Annotated in this window: 18 protein-coding genes and 1 pseudogene; 9 read left to right on the forward strand and 10 right to left on the reverse strand. The window is 66.5% G+C overall.

Annotated elements, in window-relative coordinates; genetic code table 11:
* Positions 1-336 precede the first annotated feature (336 nt).
* A complete protein-coding gene (locus ACWDA7_RS27965; protein WP_450607375.1) occupies positions 337-816 on the forward strand; it encodes a zeta toxin family protein in 480 nt (159 codons plus the stop codon).
* Positions 817-893: 77 nt separating this feature from the next.
* On the opposite strand, the gene ACWDA7_RS27970 is transcribed toward ACWDA7_RS27965, so the two are convergent.
* Both ACWDA7_RS27970 and ACWDA7_RS27975 read right to left on the reverse strand, forming a co-directional pair.
* Positions 894-1985 (reverse strand): fatty acid desaturase family protein, encoded by a 1092-nt coding sequence (locus ACWDA7_RS27970; RefSeq protein ID WP_263209814.1) that lies wholly within the window; start codon positions 1983-1985, stop codon positions 894-896.
* A 133-nt stretch (positions 1986-2118) separates the two neighbouring features.
* Entirely contained in the window at positions 2119-2322 is a 204-nt protein-coding gene (locus ACWDA7_RS27975) for a cold-shock protein (protein ID WP_263209812.1), read from the reverse strand.
* Positions 2323-2917: 595 nt separating this feature from the next.
* Between ACWDA7_RS27975 and ACWDA7_RS27980 the strand changes: the two genes are divergently transcribed.
* Positions 2918-3190, forward strand: a complete 273-nt coding sequence (locus tag ACWDA7_RS27980; protein ID WP_450607378.1) for a hypothetical protein — start codon at positions 2918-2920, stop codon at positions 3188-3190.
* Positions 3191-3255: 65 nt separating this feature from the next.
* Entirely contained in the window at positions 3256-4491 is a 1236-nt protein-coding gene (locus ACWDA7_RS27985) for a N(5)-(carboxyethyl)ornithine synthase (RefSeq protein ID WP_450607380.1), read from the forward strand.
* Between the two features lie 384 nt (positions 4492-4875).
* Here the strand turns inward: ACWDA7_RS27985 and ACWDA7_RS27990 are convergent, their stop codons facing one another.
* Positions 4876-5127: a hypothetical protein gene (locus ACWDA7_RS27990; protein ID WP_450607382.1), complete on the reverse strand. Its 252-nt coding sequence runs from the start codon at positions 5125-5127 to the stop codon at positions 4876-4878.
* Between the two features lie 29 nt (positions 5128-5156).
* On the opposite strand from ACWDA7_RS27990, the gene ACWDA7_RS27995 reads away from it, so the two are divergent.
* Complete coding sequence (locus ACWDA7_RS27995; RefSeq protein WP_450607384.1) at positions 5157-5456, forward strand: hypothetical protein; 300 nt, start codon at positions 5157-5159, stop codon at positions 5454-5456.
* 242 nt (positions 5457-5698) lie between these two features.
* Here ACWDA7_RS27995 and ACWDA7_RS28000 read toward each other — a convergent pair whose 3' ends face one another.
* From ACWDA7_RS28000 to ACWDA7_RS28015, 4 genes are read right to left on the reverse strand one after another with little or no spacing between them, the layout of a single operon-like run.
* On the reverse strand, positions 5699-5881 hold the full coding sequence (locus ACWDA7_RS28000) for a hypothetical protein (RefSeq protein WP_450607386.1): 183 nt from the start codon (positions 5879-5881) through the stop codon (positions 5699-5701).
* A 60-nt stretch (positions 5882-5941) separates the two neighbouring features.
* Positions 5942-6088: a hypothetical protein gene (locus tag ACWDA7_RS28005; RefSeq protein ID WP_450607388.1), complete on the reverse strand. Its 147-nt coding sequence runs from the start codon at positions 6086-6088 to the stop codon at positions 5942-5944.
* 2 nt (positions 6089-6090) lie between these two features.
* Positions 6091-6507 (reverse strand): YeeE/YedE thiosulfate transporter family protein, encoded by a 417-nt coding sequence (locus ACWDA7_RS28010; protein WP_450607390.1) that lies wholly within the window; start codon positions 6505-6507, stop codon positions 6091-6093.
* Positions 6507-7163, reverse strand: coding sequence for a YeeE/YedE family protein (locus ACWDA7_RS28015; RefSeq protein WP_450607392.1), 657 nt, complete (start codon positions 7161-7163; stop codon positions 6507-6509). The genes ACWDA7_RS28010 and ACWDA7_RS28015 overlap by 1 nt, the downstream gene beginning before the upstream one ends.
* A gap of 1552 nt (positions 7164-8715) precedes the next feature.
* Here ACWDA7_RS28015 and ACWDA7_RS28020 point away from each other — a divergent pair.
* From ACWDA7_RS28020 to ACWDA7_RS28040, 5 genes are all read left to right on the forward strand, one after another.
* Positions 8716-10068: an IS701 family transposase gene (locus ACWDA7_RS28020; protein WP_450607394.1), complete on the forward strand. Its 1353-nt coding sequence runs from the start codon at positions 8716-8718 to the stop codon at positions 10066-10068.
* Positions 10069-10336: 268 nt separating this feature from the next.
* Entirely contained in the window at positions 10337-10477 is a 141-nt protein-coding gene (locus ACWDA7_RS28025) for a hypothetical protein (protein WP_450607396.1), read from the forward strand.
* 12 nt (positions 10478-10489) lie between these two features.
* Positions 10490-11692 (forward strand): ISL3 family transposase, encoded by a 1203-nt coding sequence (locus ACWDA7_RS28030; protein WP_450607398.1) that lies wholly within the window; start codon positions 10490-10492, stop codon positions 11690-11692.
* A 337-nt stretch (positions 11693-12029) separates the two neighbouring features.
* On the forward strand, positions 12030-12428 hold the full coding sequence (locus ACWDA7_RS28035) for a hypothetical protein (protein WP_450607400.1): 399 nt from the start codon (positions 12030-12032) through the stop codon (positions 12426-12428).
* Between the two features lie 675 nt (positions 12429-13103).
* Positions 13104-13832, forward strand: coding sequence for a transposase (locus tag ACWDA7_RS28040; RefSeq protein WP_450607402.1), 729 nt, complete (start codon positions 13104-13106; stop codon positions 13830-13832).
* Between the two features lie 19 nt (positions 13833-13851).
* Here the strand turns inward: ACWDA7_RS28040 and ACWDA7_RS28045 are convergent, their stop codons facing one another.
* The 3 genes and pseudogenes from ACWDA7_RS28045 to ACWDA7_RS28055 all read right to left on the reverse strand — a co-directional run.
* The gene (locus ACWDA7_RS28045; protein ID WP_450607404.1) at positions 13852-14562 is read right to left on the reverse strand and encodes a hypothetical protein; all 711 of its coding nucleotides are present in this window, start codon (positions 14560-14562) and stop codon (positions 13852-13854) included.
* A gap of 3 nt (positions 14563-14565) precedes the next feature.
* A complete protein-coding gene (locus tag ACWDA7_RS28050; protein ID WP_450607406.1) occupies positions 14566-15798 on the reverse strand; it encodes an asparagine synthase-related protein in 1233 nt (410 codons plus the stop codon).
* A 544-nt stretch (positions 15799-16342) separates the two neighbouring features.
* Positions 16343-16700: pseudogene (locus ACWDA7_RS28055) on the reverse strand (hypothetical protein); the annotation flags it as partial.

Consider the following 16700-nt stretch of genomic DNA (forward strand, 5'->3'; position numbering starts at 1 on the left):
ACAGGGTCGAGGTCCGCATCGTCTCCCTGGATGCCGAAGCGGCCCGGCACGTCGCGGACGCTCTCCGGCTGCTGTTCGCCGGGGGCGAGCAGCGCAGCTATCCGGCGCTCCCGTCGGGCAGGGGGACGCGTCTGCACCTCAGCTCGACCCCGCGCAGGGCGCCGGCCCGCTCCGCCCCTGGCTGGAGGCCAGCAGGCCGCCGATCGACCGGACGCATCCGGGCGAGACCGCGTGATGCGTGTGGCCGCAGGGCCGACCGGCGCCCGCCGAACCCCCGACCGCGGCGAGTCTCCCGCCCACGACGGACCGGCGCCCTGAGCGGGTCTCCACCGTGGAATGGCCCTCTTGACCGCTGCGCATGGGTCAGCCCTGCCACCATCACCTACGGCCAGTCCTGACAGGCAGTCAGATTTCGTTCCCGCGGCGTTCCCATTTGGGTGGCCGTCCGGGCTGGCGACGGTGCTTGGGGGCATCGTGCCGCGGGAACAGCCTCGCGTCGTGTTTCTGATCGGGCAGCCCGGGGCGAGCAAGACCGTGACCGCCGGCATGCTGCGGCGGGCGATGCGGCCCGGCACGATCCGGCTGAGCAGCGACGACTTCAAGGCAGCGCACCCCGACTACCTCCAGCTGCTGAAGGTCGACCCGCGGGGCGCCAGCGCGGCCATCCGCCCCGACTACAAGGCCTGGTTCTCCCGGGCCGAGCAGTACGTCCGGGACCGGCGTGCCGACGTGGTGATCGAGTCCGCCCCGGGCAGTGCCGGCACGTCGCGCGCATCCTGGAGAAAGACAGGTTCCGGGACAGGGTGCAGGCCGTGATCTCTGAATACGACAGCGGGCTGGTGGTGTCGCGCGGCACCCGGTGGAGGAGATGAGGGGCACGGACGGCGAAGTGATCAGTACTCCAGCTCGGGGCGCAGCGGGCCGCCGACCGTGTGGAGGTACCGCAGTACCTGGGCGTAGGAGTTGAAGAGCCCGGTCTCGTGGTAGGCGATGCCGTGCCGGGCGCAGTACGTGCGCACGAGTTTCTGGGCATGTCGCAGGCTGGGTCGCGGCATGGAGGGGAAGAGGTGGTGTTCGATCTGGTAGTTGAGCCCGCCGAGCACGAAGTCGGTGAACCGGTGGCCGCGGATGTTGCGTGAGGTCAGTACCTGCCGACGCAGGAAATCGATCTTGTCGTCCTTGGCGAACAGGGCCATGCCCTTGTGGTTGGGCGCGAACGAGCATCCCATGTACAGCCCGAACAGCCCTTGGTGCACGAGAAGGAAGCACACGGCCTGGACGGGGGACAGGACCAGGAACAGAGCGGCGAGGTAGCCGCCCAGATGCGCTGCCAGCAGGCCCGCGTCGGCCAGCTTGGTCGTCCGCGAGGTTGTGGTGCCGGTGCGGTCGAGCAGCGCCCGTACGCCGGCGACGTGCAGGGCGAGCCCTTCCAGAAGCAGCATCGGGAAGAACAGCCAGGCCTGGTGACGGGCCAGCCAGGCGTACGCCCCGCTGCGGACGCGCGCATGGTCCCGGGTGAAGGCGATCGCGCCGTCGGCGATGTCGGGATCGCGGTCGACGTGGTTGGGGTGGGAGTGGTGCCGGTTGTGCTTGGCGATCCACCAGCCGTAGCTGAGGCCGATCAGCAGGTCGGCGTGCAGGCGGCCGAGCAGGTCGTTGACGCGCTTGGAGGCGGCGATCTGGTGGTGTCCAGCATCGTGCCCGATGAACCCGGTCTGGGTGAACATCACCGCCAGGAAGGCGGCGGTCAGCAGCTGCCACCACGACTGCCCGATCAGCGCGAACGCGGTCCATCCGCCGGCCAGCAGAAGCAGGTTCGCGCCGACCTTGACGCAGTAGTAGCCCGGGCGCCGCGTCAGCAGCCCGCTCTGCCTCACCTCGCGGGACAGCGCGGCGTAGTCGCTGCCCCGGCTGCCGGGCGGGGGCGTGGTCATCTCGGCGGGGCCCGCCGGATCGGGGCTCCGGTCGCTGACGTCAGTGGTCACAGTGTTCCCTTCGGGAGGTACGGCGCTGCCCACGGCGCGAGGGACGGGGCGCAAGATGCCGCACGCGTCGGGAATCCTGCGGAAGCCGCCCGAGGCAGGCCCGCGGTGCGGGCCTGCCTCGGGAAGGGTGCCCTCAGAGCACGTGGACCTGGTCGGCCTGCATGCCCTTGGGGCCCTGGCTGGCGGTGAACTCCACCCGCTGGTTCTCCTTCAGGGAGCGGAAGCCGTCGGTATCGATCGCCGAGTGGTGGACGAAGATGTCGGCACCGGCCTCATCAGGGGCGATGAAACCGAAACCCTTCTCCGCGTTGAACCACTTCACTGTTCCTTGAGCCATGTGCTGTCTCCTTCGAGATGGCGGCTGGGTCGGAATGCGCGCGATCACGCCATCCCCGGGCTGTTGGTCGCCGGCCGTCGAAGAAAACCCCGAAACGACGAAACGCCCGCTGTCAGAACTCCGTGGGCGTTTCCACGTTCGCAAACTTCAACTACAACCGCTGCCCACAACGTCCGCAGCGCCGGGAAGGTTCCCGCACAAGCGGGAAGAGCTCGGTGACGCCCCGGCGGGACGGCTCCGGGGTCCGGCATCCGGCATCCGGCACGTACGGACTCCGGAAGGGAGTACGGTTGCGGCACCGAGGGCACCTGGCACGCCGTCATCAGTTTCGGCGTCGCCCTCGGACAACGGCACAGGCCGGCGTACGTCGGATCCGGCCGGAAATGAGCCGCGAAATGCCTCTTGGCCCGCACCGTCACGCCGCCTTCCATATCCGGTCCCGCGCAGCGCGGTAGCGGATTTCCCGGCTTCCGGGCTGCCCCGGGGGCACTAGGACATCTCGCGCACGACCCTGGGCCGCTCAGCACGGCTGGACCGATCAGCACGGCTGGACCGATCAGCACGACTTTGAACCGATCAAGAGGATGCGGGACGCATGTATTCACAGGACTCGATCTTTGGCCGCCGCCGGGACCGTCCCGAACCGACCGCGGAGATGCTCTCCGGACTGGCCTGCCTCATCTGCGGCACCGACTACCGCAACGCACCCGACCCGGAGGCGGTGGTGGTTTCCCACCGCGACGACAGGCAGCTCCTCGCCTGCCACGGGACGTGTGCACGCATGGCGAGCGGGTCGATCGACGGTCTGGACGAAACGCCCCTCCCGCTGGCCGAGCGCGTCCGCAGGCACCGGGCCGACGGCTCCTGACCCAGATATCGGGCAGCCACACCAAGCACGCCGAGCGCGAAGCGAACGAAATGATGAGGAAGCGTATGAGCCTGATGAGTCTCGGAGTACTCGCCTCCTCCCACAAGGAGAACGAGTTCCGCCTGCCGTTGCACCCTGCTCACCTCGACCGGATCGCGCCGGACGTACGCGGGAGGATCTTCCTGGAACAGGGCTACGGCGAACGGTTCGGCGTCGCTGACGACACGCTCGGACCGCTCGTGGCGGGCTTGCGCTCCCGCGAGCAACTCCTCGCCGAGTGCGACGTGTTGCTGCTGCCCAAACCGATGCACGACGACATCACCGCGCTGCGTGAGGGCCAGGTGCTGTGGGGATGGCCGCACTGTGTGCAGGACGAGGAGCTGACCCAGCTCGCCATCGACCGACGGCTGACCCTCATCGCCTGGGAGGCCATGAACCACTGGACGTCCACGGGCGCCTTCAGTGTCCATGTGTTCCACAAGAACAACGAGCTCGCGGGCTACTGCTCGGTGCTGCACGCCCTGCAGCTCGGCGGGCTGACCGGCAGCTACGGGCGACGTCTGCGCGCTGTGGTCATCAGCTTCGGCGCCACGGCGCGCGGCGCGGTCACCGGCCTGGGCTCCATGGGGGTCTCCGACGTCACGGTGCTCACCCAGCGCGCCGCGGCAGCGGTGGCCTCGCCCATGCCCTCGGTCGTGATGGGCCACTTCGCGCAGCAGGAGAGCGATTCGTCGCGCCTGCATGCATTCACCGCGGCCGGTTCCGTGCCGCTGGCGGAGTACCTGGCCGGGTTCGACATCATCGTCAACTGCGTCTTGCAGGACACCGACGCGCCGCTCATGTTCGTCACCGAAGAGGAACTCGCCCTGTTCCGGCCGGGGGCCTTCTTCATCGACGTCGCCTGCGACGAGGGCATGGGCTTCGCGTGGGCCCGTCCGACCACCTTCGGCGAGCCGATGCTCACGGTGGGGGCGGGCTGCCACTACTACGCAGTAGATCACAGCCCGTCCCACCTGTGGAACTCGGCCACATGGGAAATCAGCGAGGCACTCCTGCCCTACCTGCGCAAGGTCATGAGCGGCCCCGCGGCCTGGGAGGCCGACCCCACGGTCAGAAAGGCCATCGAGATCCGCGACGGCGTCGTCCTGAACCCAAAGATTCTCTCCTTCCAGCACCGGACAGCCGCTTACCCCCACACCCCCCGAGACCCCGGCCCCCGCAGTCACCCCGGCGCTGCACTCCGCCGCGCAGCCGGCTTGACACACCCCGAACCGAGCGTGGAGCCCTGTTCGAAAGGGTGACGACGGCCTGCACGCCAGGAACGTCTGCCAGGCACTCGACCTCGGGACCGAGTTCCACCACACCGAAAACACCCGTGCAAAGCTGAACGCCTGGTCAGCCGAGGCGTCCTCACCGAACCCGGACTGTTCACCTGGCGACGGCGAGCACCACCGCTGTGAAAACCGACCTTCGAGCGGGCATACGCAACCGCGACGGCCCCGCTCGTCGTCTGCGGGATCGACACCCACTTCGACTCCGCCGTGTGCGAGCCGGCGGAGCCGGAGCGACGGCCGACGACCGCAATGCGGTGACCGACGTTCAGCACCGTGCCCGGGTAGATGAGATCCGGGTTGGCGCCCACGATCTCGCTGTTGTCGGCGTAGAAGATGCACCCGGTGCGGTTGCTACGCGACGAGTCCCTCGGTCGCTAGCTGCTTCGCGGCGTGCAGCATGCACTCGCGTGGCAGGATGACCGCCAGCTCGTCGGCGCCGATGGAGGCGCCCATTCGGCGCAGTTCCTCGACGCTCGGTGCCTGGCTCTCCAGGACGGCCTTGCCGATGACGAGGAAGCCGCCGTCGGGCAGCTCGAAGACGTCGGGGCAGCTGTTGTTCGCTCCGCACCCGCGCTGGGCGGGCGTCGATCCGATACGGCGCATGAGGCTCCTTGCGGTGACAGGATCGGTGCATGGGCACCGGGAAGGACTGGGCGTACAGGGTGGAGCAGCCGCACGGCTCCGAGGGCTGGCGCCCCTACAACGGCCTTGAGCGGTGGCAGGGCACGATCGCCACCGAGAAGCCGTGCGAGGACGCCCAGCACGTCGCCGCCCTCGTCGTCGCAGACCTGGTCCGCGAGTGGAGGAGGAACCACGCCGACGTGATGCACGTGCGGATCCTCGTCTGGGCGGACGAGGAGCTCGCCAGAGCATTGCCCCGGACTTCTCTGAGCGTCCCCGTTTTCCTCGTCTGTGCAGGTCAGAAGGCATGAGGGTATCCGGGCCGCGATGATCGTTCACGGGGTTTCACTGTCCTTCCGGACCCATCTTGGACCCATGAAGGCCCCGTCGGCGGGCTGTCCCGGCCCCAGCGAGGCGGGCCTCCAGCTCAGCGCCGGGCGCGAAAGCGCCTCCAGCGCAGACCCCTTGCGACGTAAAGAGGCCCTACCCCGCTCCTTCCGGGGTAGAGCCTCTGGCCGTCTGCGCGCGCCCTGTCCGGGCCGGCGAGGACAGGCTAGCGGCTCTGAGGCACGATCGCCTGGCAATGCGGGCACACGACCTGGGTGTTGGGCCCGTAGCGCGCCATGAGGCCCTGGCAACGTGTGCAGTAGCCGACCTGGTTCGGGGAGCAGCCAAGGAGGAGCGCCGCTGCGGCGCGGTCCGTGGTCGGGTCGATGCGTGCTGGCTGCTCATCCATGTACGTCCGGCGTCCGCTCTCGGCGGGATGAAGGGCAGGGGTGTCTTCCTCCTGGTGGGGTCAGCGGGCGTTGTGGATGTCGACCGGCGTGGCGGAGGGGCTGAGCTGCGGGACCAGCCCGTACGGGATGCTCGGGCGGATTTCTGGCTGGCCCACGTAGCCGAAGGAGGGCCGCTTCTCCGGCGGGGCGTGTCGGTGGGCGTCCATGGTTACAGCCCGCAGGAGCCGCGGTCGAGGTGGAAGTATCGGGCGTTGGCCCAGCGGCACAGCCGGATACCGACGATGACGCCGACGATGGTGACCAGGGCGGGCAGGTATCCGCTGGCTACCTGGATGATCGGGATTGCGGGGCACCCGCCTGAGATCGCCCAGCCCGTACCGAACAACACCGCGCCGGGGATCACGCCGGCGTGGATGCGCCCGGGGGTGCGGCGGACCCGGAGCAGGGCGAACGCGCACACGATGATCACCACAGCGCCGGCGAAGGAGAGGAGCATGCGCAGGTCCTGGAAGGTGAACATGCGGTTCAGCTCGGTGTAGTCGCCGAAGCCGATGTTGGTGACGGTATAACCGAGGGCCAGTCCGGTGATGATGTTGGCCAGCAGAATCGCGCCTCGGGTGCGCATCAGATCACCTTCCACAGGAGGAACGACACCGCGACGGCGGTGCCGAAGAACACGGCGGTCGCGACGATGCTGACCGGGCGCAGACGGCCGCAGCCGTTGAGTCCGTGGCCGGAGCTGCACCCACCGGCCAGCCGGGTGCCGAAGCCGACCAGCACGCCTCCCACGAACAGCAGGACGATCATGGTGGTCGGATCGGCGGTGACCACGTTCCGAAAGCCCGGGCCCATGTCGTAGCGGAGGTGGAACCGCCCGGAGGTGACCGCGGCGATGAGCCCGCCGAGGAAGATCGATATCAGCAGGCCAGCCTGGGTGACCAGCGGGGCTGGGCCCGGGCCCGTGGCCGAGGTGTCCTTACTCACCGTCGGTTCGGCGTCCGTTTCGAGCAGTTGTGATGTCTCGTACGGAACCGGCGGCGCGGTGGGCGCGGCGGGGCTGGTAGCGAAGTGCTCCGCCGTAGCTGCGGCGAGCGCCTCGGCGAGAGCGCGCTCGTCGGTGAACTCCTCGTCCATCCGCTCGAGACGGCGCTCCCTGCGCCAGTGCAACACGCGATCCCACGCGGACGACACCCCGAAAGACCGATCCGTGGTGAGGGTGTAGTTGATGGTGATCAGTGCGAGCCCGGCAGCGCCGGCCCACCAGGGCCAGTAGCCATTCATGCGGGGCCTCCCATCCATTCGGTGAATCGAGCCCACCAGCCGCGCTTCGATGTGGACCTTCGCCCCGCGTGTCGTGATGGGGCGTCTGGAGGCTGGGGAAGCTGCGGGGACGGTGACGGTCGGTAATGCGAGACCGGTATCGTCGGAGATGCTGGCCCAAACTGAGCCATCGTCTGCGATGCCGCGGTCACAGGTTCCGACGGCTGCGGTGGCCTAGCCGCTGTCGGCTGTGACCAGGAGGCGCTCTCGGGCGACCAGGGGTTGTGCTGTGGGGGCGGGGCCTGCTGGGGTTCCTGCTCTGGGCTGGCGGCACCGTACCGGTCCGCGTCGGTGGCGTCTTCGAGGTGTCGCGCGCGGGCTCCGTTGGGCAGCAGGCTGATCGGAACACGCTCGCCGGTGAGTGACACCTGGTAGCGCGCACAGCCGAGCCATTGATCCTCGCTGTCGCAGTAGTAGTTACGCCAACCTTGCAAACTCGCCCTGAGCAGAGGGAAAAGGGGGCATCCTGCGGCGTGCGAGCAACTCACGTTGCTCCCTTCTGACCGGCGCACACCACCCATTCCGTGAGGGCGGTTGCCGTTCTCGGTCTCTCGCGCTCGCCGCGCCCAAGTCGACGTCTTAAAAGGCGCGGTGACGGCCTGTCACGATGCGGAGCAGTTCCTTTCTTCCTCGACCCGGCGAGATGGAACCATTGTTTCGGTGTCGCGAGCAACCTCAGGGGGTTTTCGGCCGTGACCGCTTGACATCGCTGGGTGAGGTATGCCGCGCGATATTGGGCGTGACGCAAACCTCATGGCCGTCCCTTCTGTCGACGATAGTCAATTGTTCGTGGAGATAGTGCACGTGTGAGCGTTAGTTGCGGAGAAATTGTGAATTCCGCTGTGACGAGACTGTTGATATTACTGGTCGTTAATGAGGGTGCTAATGAAGGGGAATCATGTGCCGACGTGCTGTCTGCCAGTCATGCCGGAAGGTGACCTATGAGGGCTGCGGGAGACACGTGGAGCAAGTGCTCGCCGGCGTGCCAACACCTCAGCGGTGCATGTGTGAGCCGGCGGAGCTCAAGCCTGTACGCACGGGGGAGACGAAGACTCGAACGGGGCCGGAGCCGGTCCGACCGGCCGGGACGGTGCGACGCGCACACGTTCCTCGACGCATGGACGGTTCACCGGGTCGATCGAAGGATGGCTGGTGGGCCCGGCTCATCGCGTGGATGAAAAGCCCAGCATGAAGTATGTAGAGGCAGCGTGCTGCGTTCGCTGGACGGGTGACGAGAACCGAACTCGTGCTCCCAGCGTGGGAAGCGATGGCGCTTACGTGGCGGCACTGGCTCTGACCTGGTTATTCGCTGTGGGGCGTGGAAGTCCGGCACTGGCTGTGGAGGTCGAGGCGGGGGATGTCGACGGCCCACCATCGGCCGGTACGGTGCAGCAGGACTTGGAATTCGTAGCGGGGACTCACACGGCAGCTGTAGTTCCGGCGTTGGCGCTGGTCAGGTGCGTGCCGGGGGTGGGTGCGGGCATGGGTACGGCCACCGTGATCATGAACGTTTGTGACGACGTATCAAGACGCGGTGGCCGTGGAGGCCACGATAGCGGAGCAGGCGTGGGCGACGGCGTTCGGGGCAGCGATGGGTGTGATCGCGCACTGCTTCGCACGGCGTGAAGCCCCTGAGACGGCCCGGCAGTTGACCGCCGGGCTACTGTTGGAGCTGGACACCCGCAACTGCTGGACGCTGGCGGAGGCACTGGGTCATCGCGGCCCGCACCGGCTGCAGCACCTGCTCTCCCGAGCCCGTATCGACCACGACCTGGTCCGCGTGGAGATCGCCCGGATGGTGACCAGCCATCTCGCCGGCCAGGACACGGTGCTGGTGGTCGACGAGACCGGCGACGCGAAATCCTCCACTGGCTGCCTGGGGGCAGGACGGCAATACGCCGGCGCCCTGGGCGGCGTGGGTCTGTGCCAGGTCGCGGTGCATCTGACGGCGGTCACACCGACAACAAGGGTGATCATCGATCGGGCCCTTTATCTCCCAGCCGACTGGGCCGCCGCCGACGAGCGGCGCGAGGCGGCCGGTGTCCCCGACGAGATCGCCTTCGCCACCAAGCCGCAGCAGGCGGTACGGATGGTGGCCGCCGCCCTGGGCGCGGGAGTGGACGCCCGCTGGTTCGCCGCCGACGAGGTGTACTGCGGACACGAACTGCGTTTGGAGATCCGCCGGTTGGGGCTCGGTTATGCGGTCGGCGTTCCGGCGACCCACGCGTTGACCGACGGAGCGGGCCAGCGCTGGCAGGCCCGGCAGTTGCTCAACAAGGTCCGCCCCGCACAGTGGATGCGCCGACCGACCGGTGACGGCGCCAAGGGGCGCCGCGAGTACGACTGGGCGTGGCCGGACATCCGCTGCGACGACACCCCCGACGGCCAGCGGCCGGCCGGGACGAGCGTCCTGGTCGCCCGCCGCCACCGCTATACCGGCGAGACCTCCTACTTCCGCTGCTGGGCACCGGGCGACGTCGCCCTCGGCACCCTCGTGGAGATCATCTGCCGCCCTTGGAAGATCGAGGAGACTTTCCAACTCGCGAAGGGCTTCACAGGCCTGGATCAGGGCCAAGTCACCTGCTGGAACTCCTGGATGCGCTGGTCGCTGTTCTCCCTGATCGCCGCCGCCGTCCTCGCCCTGACCCTGCATGCCACGACACCGACCACCACCGTCAGCGCGAGGCCCGTACGACTCGTTCCGCTGACCTGCCCGCAGCTCGTACGCCTCCTGCGCGTCCTCGTCCTACCGCCACCCGCCCGCGACCGCGAGCACGTCCTGTACTGGACCGCCTGGCGTCGACACCACCAAGCCGTCGCACAGGCCTGCCACCAGCAACGACACCACCTTCATGACCAACCATGATCGGAACTACAGCTGCCGTGTCAGACGCGTCTATGCGGACTCGTCTCCCGGGGCTGTGGGCGGAACAACCCTTCGACGGCGACGAGTCATTCGGTAGATGTCGTAGAGAGGGGCCATCGAACTTGATGGGGTGTCAGTCCAGCGGAGGCGACTTCGTCGTGACGTTGAGTGACGACTGCGGTGGGACGGCGCCCCGGATGTAAGGAGCCCGCAGGTCTTCGTGATCACGGTTGTTGTCTAGGCAACCGATCATGAAACACCTACGGGCTTGAACACTGAAGATACCTGCATCGATACGGGCGCGACACTGTTGCTGGGGCTGGAAGGGATCGGGGTGATCAAGGTGGAGGAGCTCGACGCCGGCCTGGTGGTGCACGTTGCAACGCTCGGCGAAGCAGCGCGCGCCTGACCCTCGTGCGGCGTGATGTCCACCGTCCGCAAGGACCGCCGCATCACCCGGCCACCGCAACTTCCCTACGGCGGAACGACGGTCGATGTTCGCTGGCACAAGTCGCGCTGGCACTGTGCGGAGCGGCTGTGCCCGCGCGGTTCGTTCACCGAGCAGACCCGCCAGGTCCCGGCCGGTGCCCGGCTCACCGCCGCCTTGCGCCGCGAGGTGGGGCGGATGGTGTCCGACGGCGGCCGCACTGTCATCCAGGCCTGCCGGGACCTGGGTGTCTCCTGGCCCACCGCACAAGCGGCGCTGGAACTGTACGCCGAGCGGGCCCTGCCCACCGAGTCCGAACAGACCTCGGCGATCGGCATCGACGAGACCCGGCGCGGCAAGCCGGTCTGGCGCCAGGACCCCGATACCGGTAAGTGGGAACTGGTCGCGGACGCCTGGCATATCGGCTTCGTCGACGCGGTCGGCGGACGCGGCTTGTTCGGGCAGGTCGAGGGCCGCAACGCCGACTCTGTCGCCGCGTGGCTCTCCCTGCAGTCCGAGCACTGGAAAGAGCAGGTCAAGTACGTGGCCATTGACCTGTGTGCCACGTTCCGTGCCGCCGTGCGTAAGGCCCTGCCCGACGCCACCGTGGTCGTTGACTGTTTCCACATCGTCCAGCTCGCCCAGCGCCACCTGGCCGACCTGCGCCGCCGCCTCACCTGGAAGCAGTACGGCCGCCGCGCCCGCAAGGGCGACCCGGTCTACACCGTCCGCAAGCTCCTGCGCCGCAATAAAGAAGACCTCGACCCCGCCCACCTCGACCTCCTCAAAATCGAGTTGACCCAGATGGGCACCTTCGGCAAGCAGATCTACCAGGCGTGGCAGGCCAAGGAACTGCTGCGCGACCTGCTTCGACTGACCTTCAAACACGCCCACACCACCCCTGACCGCTCCGAGATCTCCGCAGCCCGCTACCGCTTCCAGTCCTTCTGCGCCGACCGACCCCACCTGCCCGAGCTCGCCACCCTCGCCGAGACTGTCGACCAGTGGTGGGACGGTATCGAGGCCTATGTGACCACCGGAGTCAACAACGCCGCGTCCGAGGGCAACAACCGCGTGATCAAACTCGAAGCCCGCAAGGCCTACGGCTTCCGCAACCGAGCCAACCAACGCCTCCGGTCACTCTGCGCAACCACCAGAAGGAGCCGCAGCGTACTGACACCCCATCAAGTTCGATGACCCTGCATACCGACCCACAGATGGAGATGGAGCAGAAGAGCCGGATTTGCCAGGCCAAGGCCCCAGTGGCGTGCGGCGATACCTAGCTATTGACGGATGGTCACCTTAGTATCACACTTTTTTCTTGAAATCCCCATACGTGCTCTGGGTTGGAGCGTAGGGGTTGCCCTGACAGGCCCGTCTTGAGGGGGATCTTCACCGCCTGTCGCGGGTGGCTGCGTTTCAGGCATCCGCGGCTGTGCCCTGCTCAGTGAAGCAAGCTTCCGCTTCCATGGTGGGCTCGCAAACTTCCCGGCCCCGCTCGCTGGGGCTCGATCTCGTCGGAGGAGATCTGAGGATGAAGGCCAACATCCTGCAGTTTGAGAGTGAACTATCGCTCAGCCGTGCTGCGGAGATCTTCCAGACCGCAGTGAAGAAGAGGCCGCTGAAGCTAAAGGTGGTGCCCTTCAAGTTCTTCACGCCAACCCCGGCTGATGATCCCTTTGCAGCGGTCAACGGCTCGCAGGCACCGGAGTTCGAGGTCGGAACCATTTTCTCTCTACCTGGTCCGGACCCGGCCATGGGTTCCGTCATCTTCGGGGCCATCGCGATGGAGGGTGGAACAAAGCTAATGCTCACGAGCACCGGCAACATGCGTGGAAGGCTCTTGACGAACAGCCTGATGAAGCATGTCCTGGCGAAGTTTCAGGAAGTCGACCCCAGCATAGATCCCGACCAGTATAGTGCCCACCGCTGACCCCATCCTGCACCCGGTAGAGGGGCTATCGAGTGCAGGATATCCTTTGGGGTGTTGGTTGCGTCCTGCCCAGCGTCGCTGCGGATCGCCTCGGCGGCGAACGAGGCAGCCCCCCGCGTGGAGTTGGTTGTTCCCTTGCGCAGGCGGGTAGCGGCGATGACCGGGGCGGCCAACGGGGCGGAGACGATGGCCCCGTCACGGTTCGCATGAACCTCCATCAGGCATCTGTGGGGAGGTTGCTGGAACGCCTGGAGGTACCGCGCCTGGCTTCCCTGGACGGCTCCCTATTCGACGTGCCGGACAGCGAGGCGAATGCCGCCGCGTACATCCGCGCCTCCAACGGCGACCGGACCGGTCCGTATCCGCAGGTGCGGCTGCTGGCACTGGTGGAGTGCGGCACCAAGGCGATGATCGGCGCGGTCTTCGACACTTTCGCGGTGGGCGAGCGGACCCTGGCATGGCGCCGGCTGGTGCACCTGCACACCGGGATGCTCGTGATGGCCGACCGGGGCAGGCTTCCCCGCCTTCGAGCTGTGGCAGGCCGCCGCGGCTACCGGAACCCAACTCCTGTGGCGCGCCTCGGATGCCTTCACCTTGCCAGTGGACCACGTCCTATCGGACGGCACCTACCTCTCCCACCTCAACGGTGTACGTGGGAAGCGGACCACGGTGCGGGTGGTCGAGTACACGGTGGTGACTGTGACCCTGGATGCTGACGGCGTCAGCGAGGAGACCTCCGAGCTGTTCTGCCTGATCACCACGTTGCTCGACCCGGCCTCGGTGCGCGCCCGCGAGCTGGCGGAGCTGTACACGGCACGCTGGACCAGCGAAACGATCTTCAAACACATCAAGATCGAGCAGCGCGGCGGGCAGACTGCCACCCTGCGCTCCAACAACCCCGCCATGGTCGAACAGGAACTGTGGGCCATGCTCTGCGTCTACCAGGCCATCCACCAGCTGGCCGCCGAGACCGCAGACCGCGCCCACCTCCCCGTCTCGCACATCAGCTTCAAGCAGACCCTCGCCGCCGCCCGACGCTCCGTCGGCGCGGACTTCCCCCCTCGCCAGCTGACTGCCAAGATCCGTCACGTTCAAGACGACCTGCGCGAGGCCGTCAAGCCCCGCCCCGGACGCGCAGCACCCCGCGGCACCAAGCGAAGCGGCACCCCGCTACCGCAGCCTACGGCCAGACGATCCGGCCACCACGCATGTCGCCCATACCGTCGAGCTCCAACTCTTCCCCCAAGACCAACGCCCCGCACCGCCAAACCGCCCAGCGATCCAGCAGATCAATACAGGGGAGCGGACGTCACCCAAACGCCCCCAGCCGACACCAGCCGCCTAATCAAGCGACGTTGGCCTCCTACCTGTCGCCGTTTCAAGTCGCAAGCACTTCACTCCTGACGGTCGTATGAAGTGCGGATCACAGTTCGACTCCTTGATTCCTCGGGTGGCCGTCTCGCGTGAAAGGACGTAGTCGTTTAAATTCCTGCAATTCGGCGAGTGTATCTCCCGGATCGATGATGTGGAGACCGACACGAACTGACGCATGTAGGAAAACCTGATCGTGTTCGCCCAACACGACGACTCGGCTCGCATAACCGCTCCGGCGCAGAATCGAGTCGATGGTAAGTGAAACGACCGTGCACTGCCTGGATGTACCCGGCCAGGAGAAACTTAGGCGAGCGGCGGTCTCCAGTTCGTCGAAGAACAGTGGGCGGGGCAATGGAATCCGGCCATCGGCCGACGCGCCCCGCTCCATCATCGCCTGAACGCCTCGCCAGCCTTGCGCGGCGATCCGCACGCGGAACAACAGGTTCTGTCGCCACAGGCGCGCAGTGAGTGACCAGGGCGCTCGGATTCCTCTTGCCGGAACGATATCAATGAGGCCGAACTTGGCAAGTGCGCCGAAGCGCACTTCGGGATAGCGTCCCCCGGCCTCCGCCGGCGTCATTCCTTGCGGACAACCAGAGAGTTCACGCAGAAAATCCCATGCATTGTGCGGTAGCCGCAGATATGAACCTCTTCCTCCGGCCAGTACTACAGTGGTAGGGCCAGGCGGTTGATCGAGTATCCAGACGTCCTCTCTTGCTCGGAACACCACCAGGTCGTCGTTGACGTATTCTTCCAGCACGGTTTAACCCCCGCTGATGGCGTTGCTCGCCCATGTACACAGTGCGAGCAGCCGGGTCCAGTCCAGTCCCAATTCCGCAGGCAGCGAAGTCGGCCGCCAGAACGCGTCGTTCAATGTCACCCCGAGCCACTCCGCCGCTGTGCCGATCCTGTCCGACTCCGGAAATCTCGCGATGTGCCGGAGCAAGACGGAGATCTGGTTGACCACGCCTACTTTGCGTTGTTCAGTGATTTCCGCTGGTAAGCGACGTCGGCCCACCAACCTGAGCAGAAATTTTTCCTGACAACCTGTACGCATCGGGTTCCGGAATCCAGCGGGCATGGCGTTCACGCATTCCAGCAGGGCTCGGGACTCCGCCAGTGGGGAGCGACACGTGATGCGCCCCATGCTGTCTTGTGCGGCATGCAGATCCACCCGTTCCAGCCAGATGGTGGTCGCGGCACTTGTGCGTGAGTGCCCGCATTTGCGAAGACGGGAGATCTGGGCGCGGCGTCGCGCCGATGCGCCGCGACTGTCATCGGCGTAAGCCCCTCGCCACTGCCTTGCGATGTCCTGGCCGACCGGCTGAATCAGTGTCGGCAAAAAACCCTGTGTCGCCTGGCGTAGCATTCCCTTGAGGTAGCCCGACCCGTCGCTGCGGCGATACCTTCCCAGGGTGGCCGCCGCCTGCAGCGGATGGCCGGCTGCCATGAGGTCAGCGAACAGGGCTGGGCCCGGAGAAAATAGTTCGTCACCGCCTTCTCCGGTCAGCAGCACGTCGGCCCCGGCAGCGAGGGCTCGTTCGCAGGCCTGGTCCCAGACGTGAGTGAAAACGCCACCCTTGGGGAAATCCGATCCCTCGTTCAAACGGAGCAGAGCGTCCAGAGAGAATGTTGGGATGCCGTCGCAGGTTAACAACGTGCAACCCAGTGCTCGCGCCAAGGTATTCTGAAGTGCCACCTCGCGGTTACTGGAAAGACCGCCTCGGACGGAGACGAGTAGCGGAGGGATTCCAGTCACCTCACCGACCACTGCCGCCACGACGGATGAGTCGACTCCGCCGGTCGCCAGCACCCCTACCCGATCTGCGCCGGCGATCGCAGAAATGACCGCCGCACGTAGATGACCCTCAAGACAGTCGACGGCATCCGTGAGCCTGAACCCGCGCCTGTGGTCGAACAGATGGGATTCGATCGAATCAGCATCACGCGGCGCATTCATTTCTGATACAGGGATTCGTGTCACTCCGGAGAGCATGCTCCGGCTATGATCGGATGGAAGCAGTGGAAAGTGGAGGTAATCGCTCACTGCTTCGGGATCAGGATGCGGGTCTCCGATTTCCCGAGCCAACTCCCAGGGATTCTCCGAAATGCGTTCGGCGTTTCCCTGGGAGCTTCTGTAAAGATCTCCAGGCATGTCATTCTCCGTACTCCGGTAGATGACGTGCCTGCGAATATGGGATCAACCGTGGCCTCGGTTGTTCTCAGTCACCGAGGCTCGACCGTTGCGAGTTAGTGTCTCGGCGTCACCGATCTCTACGTAGAGATCAGTGTCCTCGGTCTGCTGATGATCCGAATCTTCGATCATGTCACGCCCCTTTCTCCTGTCGCAGAGAATGACCGCAAATCTAGGATCTTCCGGGTCCGCGCGCAAGGGGTTTGACGCAAATCCTTGCACAGTTTAGATTTCTCGACGATGATCAGGTGATCACCTGTAGATTCCATTGAGGACCACGGCCCCGGCGTAGTTCCGCTGCGCCTGCGTCCGGTTTAGTGATGGTTGCTCAGACCCTTCAGTCCCTTCAGTCGTAGATCTGGGTGCCCGCTGTAGTTCGGAGTGGGGTCGGCGGTGGCCGGGCCGTCGTCCTCTCCCTCGCCCGGTCCTGGTTCCGGCGCCGGTGGCAGGTCCGGGCGAGGGCCTGGTGGCAGCGCCGCCACCGCGACCAGTGCAGACCGTGCCGGATCCGCTCCTGCTCCGGAGCCTGAGGGGTCATCAATGTCACCGGGCGGGCGACCTCGAAGGCTGTCAGCGCGATCGGGGCGATGCCCGCGAAGCCGATGGGGTCGGTGGGGTCAGTCTGTGCCCCCTGTGTGGGCCCCCTTGGCGTCCTTGCTTTCCTCGCCGCCGTCGCCGCGCCGCTGGTCGGCAGCCTGCACCGC

It is taken from the genome of Streptomyces sp. NPDC001156, from assembly GCF_053598275.1.

Bases quoted from the DNA above. Each gene is read 5' to 3' on its own strand.
- ACWDA7_RS28015 (WP_450607392.1), bottom strand. From the start codon at position 7,163: ATGAATGGCTACTGGCCCTGGTGGGCCGGCGCTGCCGGGCTCGCACTG.
- ACWDA7_RS27995 (WP_450607384.1), top strand. From the start codon at position 5,157: ATGGGCACCGGGAAGGACTGGGCGTACAGGGTGGAGCAGCCGCACGGC.
- ACWDA7_RS28000 (WP_450607386.1), bottom strand. From the start codon at position 5,881: ATGGATGAGCAGCCAGCACGCATCGACCCGACCACGGACCGCGCCGCA.
- ACWDA7_RS27965 (WP_450607375.1), top strand. From the start codon at position 337: ATGGCCCTCTTGACCGCTGCGCATGGGTCAGCCCTGCCACCATCACCT.
- ACWDA7_RS28010 (WP_450607390.1), bottom strand. From the start codon at position 6,507: ATGCGCACCCGAGGCGCGATTCTGCTGGCCAACATCATCACCGGACTG.
- ACWDA7_RS28050 (WP_450607406.1), bottom strand. From the start codon at position 15,798: ATGCTCTCCGGAGTGACACGAATCCCTGTATCAGAAATGAATGCGCCG.
- ACWDA7_RS28005 (WP_450607388.1), bottom strand. From the start codon at position 6,088: ATGGACGCCCACCGACACGCCCCGCCGGAGAAGCGGCCCTCCTTCGGC.
- ACWDA7_RS27990 (WP_450607382.1), bottom strand. From the start codon at position 5,127: ATGCGCCGTATCGGATCGACGCCCGCCCAGCGCGGGTGCGGAGCGAAC.
- ACWDA7_RS27975 (WP_263209812.1), bottom strand. From the start codon at position 2,322: ATGGCTCAAGGAACAGTGAAGTGGTTCAACGCGGAGAAGGGTTTCGGT.
- ACWDA7_RS27985 (WP_450607380.1), top strand. From the start codon at position 3,256: ATGAGCCTGATGAGTCTCGGAGTACTCGCCTCCTCCCACAAGGAGAAC.
- ACWDA7_RS27980 (WP_450607378.1), top strand. From the start codon at position 2,918: ATGTATTCACAGGACTCGATCTTTGGCCGCCGCCGGGACCGTCCCGAA.
- ACWDA7_RS28035 (WP_450607400.1), top strand. From the start codon at position 12,030: ATGAAGGCCAACATCCTGCAGTTTGAGAGTGAACTATCGCTCAGCCGT.